Below are 11,634 nucleotides of genomic sequence, written 5' to 3' on the forward strand. Positions count from 1 at the left end.
TTTATTTTTCAAACTATAAGATTAAAGCAGACCTATGCTATGCTAGCGATATTAAACACTCATCATAAAAATTAATTTTGAACATAATAAACCTAATAAAATACATTGTTCGTCCAGCCAGTTATGGCGTGATGATAGCTGTTACTCTACTTCTGTTAGTACCAGAGTTACGGAACAACACTTTACAAGTACTGCAAAACAATCAACCACAACAACAACCATTATCTTATGCAAGAGCAGTAAGTACTGCCAGTCCTGCTGTTGTTAACATCTATTCAGAAGATATAAGCACTAGCCCTGTCTATGGTGCAAAAGCAAGAAGGTCTACCCGCTTAGGTTCTGGCGTTATCATGGATTCTAACGGCTATATATTAACCAATTTTCACGTCGTACAAAATGCTGATTTAATAAATGTTGATCTGCAAAATGGCCAACGTTTTTCAGCAGAACTTATTGGTTATGATACTTATACTGATTTAGCCGTCCTTAAAGTAGACACGGCTAACCTACCGGTTATTCCACAGAGAGCTGATTTACAATCACTTGCTGGTGATGTGGTATTAGCGATAGGTAATCCACTGAATTTAGGACAAACAGTGACTCAGGGCGTAATTAGTGCCACAGGTCGTAGCGGTTTAAGTGTCATTAATTATTTAGAATTATTACAAATGGACGCGGCCATCAATGATGGTAATTCCGGCGGTGCGCTTATTAATACTAATGGCGAGCTGGTAGGTATTAATTCAAGAAAGTTCATTGATACAGAAAGGAATATTCAGGGAATATTTTTCGCCGTTCCTTATTCACTCGCCCATAAAGTGATGCGAAAAATAATTGCTAATGGTCGGGTAATACGTGGCTACTTAGGCGTAAGTATTAACTCGCTACCAAACAACTTTAAAGGTTTTACTATTGCTGGCGTTGAAAAGAACAGCCCTGCCTTTAGAGCTGGCTTGCAACCGGGTGATATCGTTTATCAGATTAATAATGTCGCCATTAGTTCATTTATACAAGCACAAGATATAGTGGCAGAAACTCAACCTGGCAGCGTATTACCTTTTAAATTAATACGAAAGAAACAGTTAATAGAAATATCTGTCACTATTTCTGAAAAGACAAAAGATTAACCCGTAATAAAATGATAATACCAAATATATTTTATTTCTTGCGCCAAAAGTTAACAAACATTTGGCACTGTTGATAAACAGTTTGCCTAGCTCGTTCAGCTCAGTTCAACAAGACAGTGATTAAATTATAACGCCATGGGTGTTTTATTTCTTGCGCCAAAAGTTAACAAACATTTGTCGCTGTTGATAAACAGTTTGCCTAGCTGGTTCAGTTCAGTTCAACAAGACAATGATTAAATTATAACGCCATGGGTGTTTTGTTTCTTGCGCCAAAAGTTAACAAACACTTGGCGCTGTTGATAAAGAGTTTGCCTAGCTCGTTCAGTTCAGTTCAGTAAGACAGTATTGATTACGGCCATTGTTTTTCGCCTGATAGAGTAAACTGTCCGCTTTTTGCATAACATTAGCGACAACAACAGACTGAGATGACTTAACCACCACAGCACCAACACTGACTGTTAATTGTGGCGACACACTAGAATACTGATGTTTAATTTTTTTATCTTTAATCGCTTGAGCAATATTACTGAGCATAATTTCGGCGCTCGCTTCATCACAATCAGGTAAGATAATAACAAATTCTTCACCACCATAGCGTGCGATAAAGTCTCGTGGTCGTACACAGATCTCACGAAGCGCCTGTCCGACTTGCCTTAAAGCAACATCGCCAGCGCCATGACCGTAACCATCATTATATTGTTTAAAGTAATCGATATCGAGAATTGCCACGAGTAGATTGGTATGCTCATATTTATTTGCTGCAACTTCATCTTTTAAAACAATATCCATCTTGCGCCGGTTATTAACCCCAGTTAAGGCGTCAATATGAGCAATTTCATCTAACATTTTACGTTGACGAATTAATTCTAAATGCATCATCACGCGAGCAATAACAATGTTAGGTTTAAAGGGCTTATATATATAATCACAGCCGCCTAAATTAAAACCACGCTCTTCATCATCATCATTAGCTAAACCTGTGATAAAAATAACCGAGATATTCATTGTCTTAGGGTCATTTTTCAAATAATCGATGACCTCAAAACCAGAAATATCAGGCATAACCACATCTAATAAAATAAGATCAGGAAGATGTTTTATAGCAAGTTCTCTGGCTTGTTTACCATTTTTCGCAAAAATAATTTTTGCTTGTTCCTGCAACAACTCTTTTAGCATTTTACGGTTTGCTTTATCGTCATCAACAATTAAAATGATTTGCTCTAAAGTTTTCATTTTCCGCTATCAACTTTTTCTTTTAAAACAGATAATAATCAAGCTAAACTTGACCCACTCATACTCACTTGCCCTTGAGCCGACTAATAGACAAGTTTATTCCTTAATGCTTCGATAAGGCTTAATGCGCTAGCGTATTCGATATCTTCAACTAATTCGACAATATTATCAACAAGTTCAACGAGGTCACTTCCTCGGGTATATTCGATTAACTGCGGTAATAAGTCTTCGACTTCTGCATCTTCTTTTTTAAGTAAGTCGACAATAGAATTTAACAGTACGAGAAGTAACCCTTTGTTAATGAACATTTTAGGCTCATCAGTTAATAACCTATCTGTATTACTATTAGTCAAGGTCGCTAAGGCTGATAATATCATCTGGTGTTCTGTTATTAGTTGTCTGATGAGTGATAAACAGTTCTCAGGTTGCTCTTTTATTTTCCCTTCCAGCTCTGCTGATAACTCAGCTAAACAGAAGGCACCAATATAAGCAGCATTAGATTTCAAAGAATGAATCATTCGATATAGACTTTCAACATCTTTATCTTGGTAAGCTTGCTCCATTTTTTGAGGGATTTTTAGGGTACTTTTATGAAAGTCGACAACGAGTTTTTGATAAATGTGCTGTCTGCCACCCATCGCCAGCAAGGCTTTCTTACTGTTTAAACAGCTCAGTTGTGCAATGCGATTCATTAATGTTTTTTCAGAGTTATCCGAGATTAACTCAGTAACATCAAGATTTTGCTCTTTAATATCGACAGATTTGTTTACCACGGCATTAATTTTATCACTTAAGTATTTTGCCATTAAACTAAATAACGCATTAGGGTCAATCGGTTTAGTGAAATATTCATTCATACCGGCTGCCAAACATTTATTGAGCTCATCTGGCATCGCGTGAGCTGTCATAGCAATAATAGGCAGTTTTTTAAATTGGGCTTGTTTTCTAATTTCTTGTGTAGCTGTTACCCCATCCATTTCAGGCATTTGAATGTCCATCAAAACCAAGTCATAACTTTTATTGGCTAATTTTTCTAGGGCGACAAGGCCATTCTCTGCAACATCAACATTCGCTTGGGTATCTTCTAAAAACCCTAAGACGACCTGTTGGTTTAACTCATTATCTTCAACTAATAATATGTCGGTTGTTGAAAAATCCATTAAACTTGCATTTTTTATACTGTAAAAGTCTTCATCTGGGGAGATTTTTAATACGTCCATTATCGCCTCTAATAGCAAGCTGGCATTAACAGGTTTCTCTAAGAAGCCATCAATACCTGATGAATGTGCTAACGGCATGGCATCACTTTTATCAAATGCCGTCACCATTAACACTGCTCGAACGTTATATTGATTTTTATCATCTTGTATCGCTTTAGCAAAAGAAATACCGTCCATTTTGGGCATACGCCAATCAGTAATAACCACATCATAAGATTTATTATTACTTTTTGCCGTTGCTAACAATGCTAATGCTGTTTCTGCGCTAGCTACTGCGGTAATTTGACAATGAAACTCTTGTAACAACTCAGTGATAACATTCAAGCAAAGCTCATTGTCATCCACCACTAATATATTAAGCCCTTTAATAGCGTTAATATTTATCAGCTCATTGCCCGGTAAATCGCTTTTTTCACAGACAATATTAAAGCTAAATTTACTGCCTTCTCCTAACGTACTTTCAACCCAAATCTCACCCCCCATTAAACCACTTAACTCTTTACAAATAGATAAGCCTAAACCAGTGCCACCAAATTTTCGGGTAATTGAACTGTCGGCTTGGGTGAACGACTGAAAGAGGTTATTCATTGTTGATTGTTCGAGACCAATACCGGTGTCACTCACACTAAATTCAAGCGTTAGCTGATTACGGTCATCAGCCATTAATGACTGTTTAGCCAGAGCGACTTCAATAAGGATATGTCCTTGTTCGGTAAACTTAATGGCATTACTCACTAAGTTCACTAAAATTTGTTGCAAGCGCACCGGATCAGACTTGATATGCTTTGGCACATCGCTATGTACTTTAACAATAAGCTCTAAATCTTTAGCATGAGCACGCAACGCACAAATATTATTGGTTTTATTAATTAAGCCCCCCATATTCATTGTTATCGACTCTACTGACATTTTACCGGCTTCAATTTTGGAGAAGTCTAGAATATCGTTAATTAGTCCTAAAAGCGCTTGAGAAGCGTCTTGAGTTTTGCTAATTAAGTCTTTTTGATGGGGATTTAAATCAGTTTTCAGGGTTAAATAACCTAAACCAATAATAGCATTCATCGGTGTGCGAATTTCATGACTCATTTTTGCCAAAAACTCACCTTTTGCTTGCATCGCATATTCGAGTTCAACGGTACGCTCAGCAACTTTCGTTTCTAAACTTCGGTTAATATCGAGCAAGGTTAAATGCGTTTCAACACGCGATAATAGTTCGTGTTTTGAAATGGGTTTAGTTAAATAATCATTACCGCCAGCAGAAAAACTTTCAACTAAGTCAACGACTTGGTTTTTAGCCGTTAAAAAGATCACTGGTAATTCATTCACTGAATATTTTTCTCGAAGTTTTCGACAGACTTCATAACCTGAAACTTTTGGCATCATAATATCAAGTAAAATTAAATCAAACGGACGTTCCCCCGCCAACAAGCCTTCACTCGCTTGTTCAATAAGCGCTAAAGCTTGTTCACCACCGTGGGCTTGAAAAAGCTGATAATCCAGTGACAATAAATAGTTATTTAACACTTGACGGTTAATCGGATCATCATCAACGATTAATACTCGAAAATCATTATTCTCCTTATTGGTCGTATTATCTTTTGGTGATAAAATATCAACAGGAAAGTAGTCAATAGTGTCATCTATGGCCTGTAATCGTGATAACTGTTGCTTAGTTTGCTCATGGTTTACATCCCCCACGGCGATAAGTTCACTTAATTCACTATCACTTATATCGTAAATCGGAAGCGTGAAACTAAATATGCTGCCTTTATTCTGTGTCGAGATTACCGTTATAGTACCGCCATGTAACTCAACAAGCTGTTTAGAAACCGCTAAGCCTAAACCTGTGCCACTTGCAGAACGTGTCTCGTTACCAGTAACTTGTTCAAATGATTTAAAAATAGTCGCCAAATTTTCTGTTGCAATACCAATCCCAGTATCACTAATATCAATACAAACAAATTGCTGTTCATCAGTATGGCTATTGCCCACTAATTGCGCAGAAATAGTCACGGTACCTGATGGGGTAAACTTAATGGCATTGCCGACTAAATTAAAAAGAATTTGCTGCAAACGGTCCTCATCAGCTTTGACCGCAGGGAAATCTTTAGCAATATTATTAATTAGTTCAATGTCTTTTGTTTTCAATGTAGCTCGAGATAAAGTAAAGACCACATCAACCATACTGTTAATATCAATTGCAGAGGTGTATATTTGTAAGCCATGATTTTTTAATTTCGAAAAATCTAAGATATCATTCACTAAGTTTGATAACCGTCGACCACTCGCCACCACCATAGACAAGTCATGATTCGCTTTTTCTGGCAACTGCCCAGCAACACCGTCAATTAATGACTCTGCTAAGCCAATAATACCGTTTAAAGGAGTGCGCAACTCATGAGAAGTATTCGCTAGAAATTCATCTTTTAATTTATCAACACGCGTTAAGCGAATATTAATAGCCTGTTCTTTTAAGCGTTGATAATTCAAACGATAAATAAAAGCGACTAATAAGCCAACACCGATAATAAAATAAAGGCTGAACGCCCACCAAGATAGCCAGGGTGCAGGTAATACGGTAACGTTTAACGACTTTCCTTGTTCGTTCCAATAACCGTCGCCGTTACTGGCTTTTACTCGAAAGACATAATCGCCTGCCGGTACATTGGTGTAAGTAGCACGGCGGTTTTTTGCATCGGTATAAACCCATTTCTCATCAAAACCATCAAGTGTGTAAGCATATTTATTACTCATCGGCTCAGAAAAGTGGAGAGCTGAAAATTCAAAAGTGATCAGTTTTTCAAGGTGAGTTAACGTTAGTTGTGTTAATTCATTGATGACAGCATCAAGCATAAATGGCTGTTCAGTTTTATTACTACTTTCTTCATATGAGCCTACTTTAACCGTTTCATTATGTACCAAAAAATTGGTTAGGACGATATTTGGTAACCTGGTGTCGTCTTTAATATCTTGTGGATAAAAATGGTTATAACCATTGACGCCGCCAAAGAAAAACTCACCCGATTTACTTTTGTAATATGAAAGCGTGGCAAACTCCTTTGATTGAAGTCCATCAGTAACATCATAGTTTTTAAAGGTTTCTGTTTCTGGATTAAAGCGTGACAAGCCATTGGTTGTACTCAACCATAAGTGACCTTGTTCATCTTCTAAGATGCCATAAATAGTAGTACTGGCAAGACCATCTTTTTCTTTATAATGGATGAACTTTTCTGTTAATGGGTCAAATTTATTTAAACCATTTGAAGTCCCCAACCATAAAATACCGTCGCTCGTTTGATGGATTGCATCAACAAATTGATTACTAAGGGTATTGTCATTTTTTGGGTCATGCTGAAAGTGCGTAAAAGTCTTCGTTTTAGGGTCAAACTTATTCAGGCCACTAAACATGGTGCCGAGCCAAAGAAAGCCTTTATCGTCTTTATGTATCGCCCATATATTATTACCTGACAAAGAATTTATATTGTTAGGATCGTGCATAAAGCGAGTAAACTTTTTAGTGAGCGTATCAAATTTATTGAGACCACCGCCCCAAGTACCTATCCATAAAGTATGCTCATCCTCTTCAAAAATAAATAATATATTATTATGACTAATACTGTTTGGATCATCAGGGTTATGCATAAAGCGGGTAAAAACTTTTGTTTCAACATCAAAAAGATTTAAACCACCACCAACAGTACCCAGCCAAACACCTTGTTTTTCGTCATTGATTAACCAAGTAACCGTATTCGCTCCTATGCTATTATTATTGGCCGGATCGTGTAAATATTGATGATATTGGCCAGTCGTTTTGTCATATTCATTTAACCCTGATTGATACGTTGAAATTAATAATTTATCGGTAGAGTGTTCCAAAAAATGAAAAAAAGCACCGCCTTGTAAGTGATTTTTTTTTGTTACATCTTGTACTTTATGGTTAAATTGTTCTCTAGATACGTCATATTTATCAATACCATTGATATATGTACCTATCCATAAGTTATTGGCATTATCATTAATAATGGCCCTGATATCATTGTCGATTAGGCTATCAGGTTTTTTCTTGTCTGATTGCAGATGCTCAATACTTTTGCTGATGAGGTTATAACGATAAATCCCCTTATTCCTAGTCGTTATCCATAAGTCATTATTATTCCGTAGTAAAAATGAGGTAATATAGCTACTAGCAAGTTGATTAATTAATGTTTTGTGCTCACTAAGCAAACCGTTTTTCTTGTGGTATAAATACAAACCATTTTCAGTGCCCAACCATAATGTATTATCGTCATATTCTAAAAGGCTGGTGATACTTTGCTCTTTAAGATCTACTTTCACAGCGTTCAGCGTCTTAGCTTTCACATCAAAAAAACTAAGTCCACCTTGCGTACCCAGCCATAAATCATTGTTGCTATCTTCTAGAATAGCTAGAATATTGTTACGTAAGGCATTATTTTCTTCACTCTGGTGGGAGAATAGAGTAAAGCTTTCCCCATTAAATTTATTTAATCCATTTTTGGTGCCAACCCATACGCTACCAAACTTATCAGCAGTCAATGTTTGAACCATATTGTTACTCAAACTATTATTTTGCTTGTTGTCATGTAGAAATGTAGTAAATGACTCCGTACTTTTATTAAACCTATTTAAGCCGCTTACTGTTCCAAACCATAAATTTTCATTGCTGTCTTGGGTAATCGACAACACATTATTATTAGATAAACTATCAAATTTATCGCTATTGCTGCGGTACACTGTAAATTGATAACCGTCAAAGCGATTAAGACCATCAGTAGTTCCAGCCCAAATAAAACCTTGTTTATCGTGATATAGAGCTTGTACTGATGCTTGTGATAACCCTTGGTCACGAGAGAAGTGATCAAAACTATACTGCGAGTTTTCTGCATAGCTGTGTAGCGACGTAGCACATAATATGATGAGGGAAAATAATTGAATTAAGCCGCGCATTTGTTTCTTCTTTTTATAAATAATGATTCAAGTAAGCTGGTATGTAGCTTAAATATAAAGTGTGACATCAACAAGTTATAATTAAAATTATCACTTGACAAGAAATTCAATTAATTACTATGCTATCGCAACTTTATTTCAATGTACTGGTATAAAGTAAGGTAAATAATACCTCTAATTTAAGGATAAAAATATGTCTAATAATAAAAGTAACGTAGATCAACTTCATGACGCTGGAGTTGTCAACAAAGCAGAGCTAAGTGATGAACACCTAAAAGCGATCGATAGTTTATCAAAAGAAGAAGTTGCGCAATTAGAATCTATTCATAAAAGTGCGAACAAAGGCAATGATAAGCCTGTTGGCGTTATTGTTTAATGGAAAAAAAGAATACGTTAATGCATTACCAACGTTTAAATACAAACCTTTTGTTAATGAAAATACGAGCAGGTGCTGTAAATAGTACCTTTACTCAACTTGCTTGTTACCCTGATGTTTGCATAGAACAAGCCATCGTAAATTATAAAATATCAACGACATCTACAGAATTGATGAAAGAAGTTATTCGTTGCGCTGAATTACGTCCTAAAGACCCTATATCAAAACCCCTTATTGCTTACATGGAAAAACATATTCCTGAAGAGCTTAATCATGACGAGTGGTGCTTAGAAGATCTAGAAGTACTTGGGGTACCCAGAGAGTCTGTTATCAATAAAATACCTTCAACCAATTTAGCCGCCTTAATTGGTTCACAATATTACTGGATCCGCCATGCTGACCCGATTGCCTTTATGGGATACTTGGCCTGTTTAGAGGTGAACCACCCTACCGTTGAATATGTTGAAACATTAATTGAAACTTCAGGCCTACCGGCAGCAGGCTTTAATAGTTTAATGCATCATGCCAAAGTTGATCTACATCATAAGCAAGACATTATAGACACAATAAACGCTTTACCATTAACGCAAGAGCAATATAAATTGATGGAACTCAGTGCTTTTCAGACTTATCGCTATGTCGCTTTAGTGATGGAAGATGTTTGTCGGGTAGCACCTGTTCAACAATAAACGAGTACTTAATATCACGATTCGTTATTATTCTTTTGATATCCACTCACCCGATGACAACCGCCTTTACTGCTTTGTCTAAATTCAAATACCCTGAAGGATAATCTTTTACATCGGGTAACTTCGGCGTTTGCCCTTTTAATGCAAGTGCTAAATAACAGTGACTCAATGAGAGCAACAATTTGTTTTTTATCAGTATTGCTAATGCTTTATTCACGTTGATGTCATCATTAGGGAGTGCTAACGCGGCTAACTTACTGATTAAGCGACTTTTTGATACTGGCTCTTCACATAATCTGTAAATACATGCTGTTAAACCTGATAATTGATGGGTAACGTTAGTGGCCACTTTACGGGTGTCAATAACAACAATGTTTTCGCCTTGGTCGCTCATATAAAGTAAAGGTACTGAGCTACCACTCCATTGCTGTGACCATAGCGTAACTTGCTCTTGTAGTAACTTATGGCCCGCTATATTGTGAACATTACCAACCGTTAAACTAAAAATAGCTTTATCTTTTGTTGATTTTTCATCAAAAAAATAGGCGATATTAGCAAGTTCATTTTCTGTTAAAGGATAAATATACTGATAACTTTGTAATGGTTCAAGCGTTAAACCGTACTTTTCAGGGGCTTTAAAGTAAGGGCTAAAGCGCGGATAGCGTATTTTAATCAGCTCATGATAAGGTGGTTGTAAGTGCATAATAAGCGGCAGTATTTCTGCCATTTCATCATACCAATGGTCTTTTTCGTTTGGCGCTCCGCATAACAAATTCCATGAAACTCTCACACCAAAATTTAAGCTCCATTTAAGTGCAGAAACATTTTGAATACCGGTAGCACCTTTAGCAACGAGCTTTAAAAAATCGTCGTGCAAACTTTCAAAGCCAGGTTGTATCCATTTAACCCCAGCATCTGCAAGTTGAGCGACATGCTCTTTTTTCAGGTTAGACTTTGTTTCATAAAAGATATTATATTTTTGCTCCTTACTTAATGCAGGTAGCACTGTTTTCATGTATTCCATCGGTAAAATATTATCGACAATTTCTAATTTATTAATGTTGTATTTTTGATGAAGCTCCTCAAATTCAGCTAATACTGCTGACGAAGACTTTGAACGATGCGTCATGCTAACACCGTTTAAGCCACAAAAAGTGCAATGCTTTTTGGCTCCCCACCAGCATCCTCTCGAGGTTTCAGCTAACAAACCCGGATGAATACTTGCCGTTAAACCTAAATTATTTAACGTACTAAAATAGCTGTCGTAAATGGGGGTAGCCACCTGAGCCATATCTTCAATATAGCCACGTGGTGGCTTAGTAGACACCTTGCTTTGTGAGAGTAGTAAGTCATTATTTTGTTGGCAAATAAAACCATATGGTAAGTTATGCGTGCCAATAAATTCATTACGCATCAGCTTATCAATGAACTTACCGATAACATCGTCACATTCACCTGAAAAAACGTAATCAACCCACGGAAAAGACTCACTAATGGTTTGACCCATAATACTTTCACAGTTCGCTCCTCCCATCATTGTTACTACATTGCTATTTTTTTCTTTGATCATGCGTAGTAACGCCAAAGAGGCACAATTTTGTTGAAAGGTAGAAGTACAGGCAACGACTTTGGGTGAGTTTGCTAGGATGCGATCAGCTAACTCAGCAATATATTGTTCAGCTTTATTCCTAGTGGATAAAAGTTGCTGTTTTATGGTGTCGGTCAAATCAGTAAATAGCCCAAAGAAACCGTCGTCATCAGGTTTTTTTTCTGGAAAAGCACCACGAGAAAATGTCCATTCGCCAATGAGATGTTCAAAAAAAGAGTTGTCTATTTGATCATAAAGTTCAAGGCCAATTTTTGTCGAGAATTCAACATTGCCATATATTGTTTCTACTTGGTGACCATATTTATTAATATAATTTTCAATGAGCCCCAGTGCTAGAGAAGGCCGAGTAATTGAAGAATACGGCATATTGATCAAGTAGATAGTTGAAAGCATGAAAGAGACAGGTCTGATTAAA

The 11,634-nt window shown here is 36.6% G+C and carries 6 protein-coding genes; 3 read left to right on the forward strand and 3 right to left on the reverse strand.

Annotated features, from left to right (window positions below):
- Window positions 1-77: 77 nt before the first annotated feature.
- Window positions 78-1,127 carry a trypsin-like peptidase domain-containing protein gene (locus H4J67_RS14305; RefSeq protein ID WP_259368614.1) on the forward strand — a complete coding sequence of 350 codons (1,050 nt, stop codon included), beginning with the start codon at window positions 78-80 and terminating at the stop codon, window positions 1,125-1,127.
- A 321-nt stretch (window positions 1,128-1,448) separates the two neighbouring features.
- Here the strand turns inward: H4J67_RS14305 and H4J67_RS14310 are convergent, their stop codons facing one another.
- Both H4J67_RS14310 and H4J67_RS14315 read right to left on the reverse strand, forming a co-directional pair.
- Window positions 1,449-2,360: a diguanylate cyclase domain-containing protein gene (locus H4J67_RS14310; RefSeq protein ID WP_182204095.1), complete on the reverse strand. Its 912-nt coding sequence runs from the start codon at window positions 2,358-2,360 to the stop codon at window positions 1,449-1,451.
- 83 nt (window positions 2,361-2,443) lie between these two features.
- Entirely contained in the window at window positions 2,444-8,545 is a 6,102-nt protein-coding gene (locus H4J67_RS14315; RefSeq protein ID WP_182204096.1) for a response regulator, read from the reverse strand.
- A gap of 193 nt (window positions 8,546-8,738) precedes the next feature.
- On the opposite strand from H4J67_RS14315, the gene H4J67_RS14320 reads away from it, so the two are divergent.
- Complete coding sequence (locus tag H4J67_RS14320; protein ID WP_182169301.1) at window positions 8,739-8,921, forward strand: hypothetical protein; 183 nt, start codon at window positions 8,739-8,741, stop codon at window positions 8,919-8,921.
- The gene (locus H4J67_RS14325) at window positions 8,921-9,610 is read left to right on the forward strand and encodes an iron-containing redox enzyme family protein (protein ID WP_182169299.1); all 690 of its coding nucleotides are present in this window, start codon (window positions 8,921-8,923) and stop codon (window positions 9,608-9,610) included. The genes H4J67_RS14320 and H4J67_RS14325 overlap by 1 nt, the downstream gene beginning before the upstream one ends.
- 46 nt (window positions 9,611-9,656) lie before the next feature.
- On the opposite strand, the gene H4J67_RS14330 is transcribed toward H4J67_RS14325, so the two are convergent.
- On the reverse strand, window positions 9,657-11,612 hold the full coding sequence (locus H4J67_RS14330) for a RiPP maturation radical SAM C-methyltransferase (protein ID WP_259368615.1): 1,956 nt from the start codon (window positions 11,610-11,612) through the stop codon (window positions 9,657-9,659).
- Between the last annotated feature and the right edge of the window lie 22 nt (window positions 11,613-11,634).

The organism is Colwellia sp. BRX10-4 (genome assembly GCF_014077465.1).
Taxonomy (GTDB): domain Bacteria; phylum Pseudomonadota; class Gammaproteobacteria; order Enterobacterales; family Alteromonadaceae; genus Colwellia_A.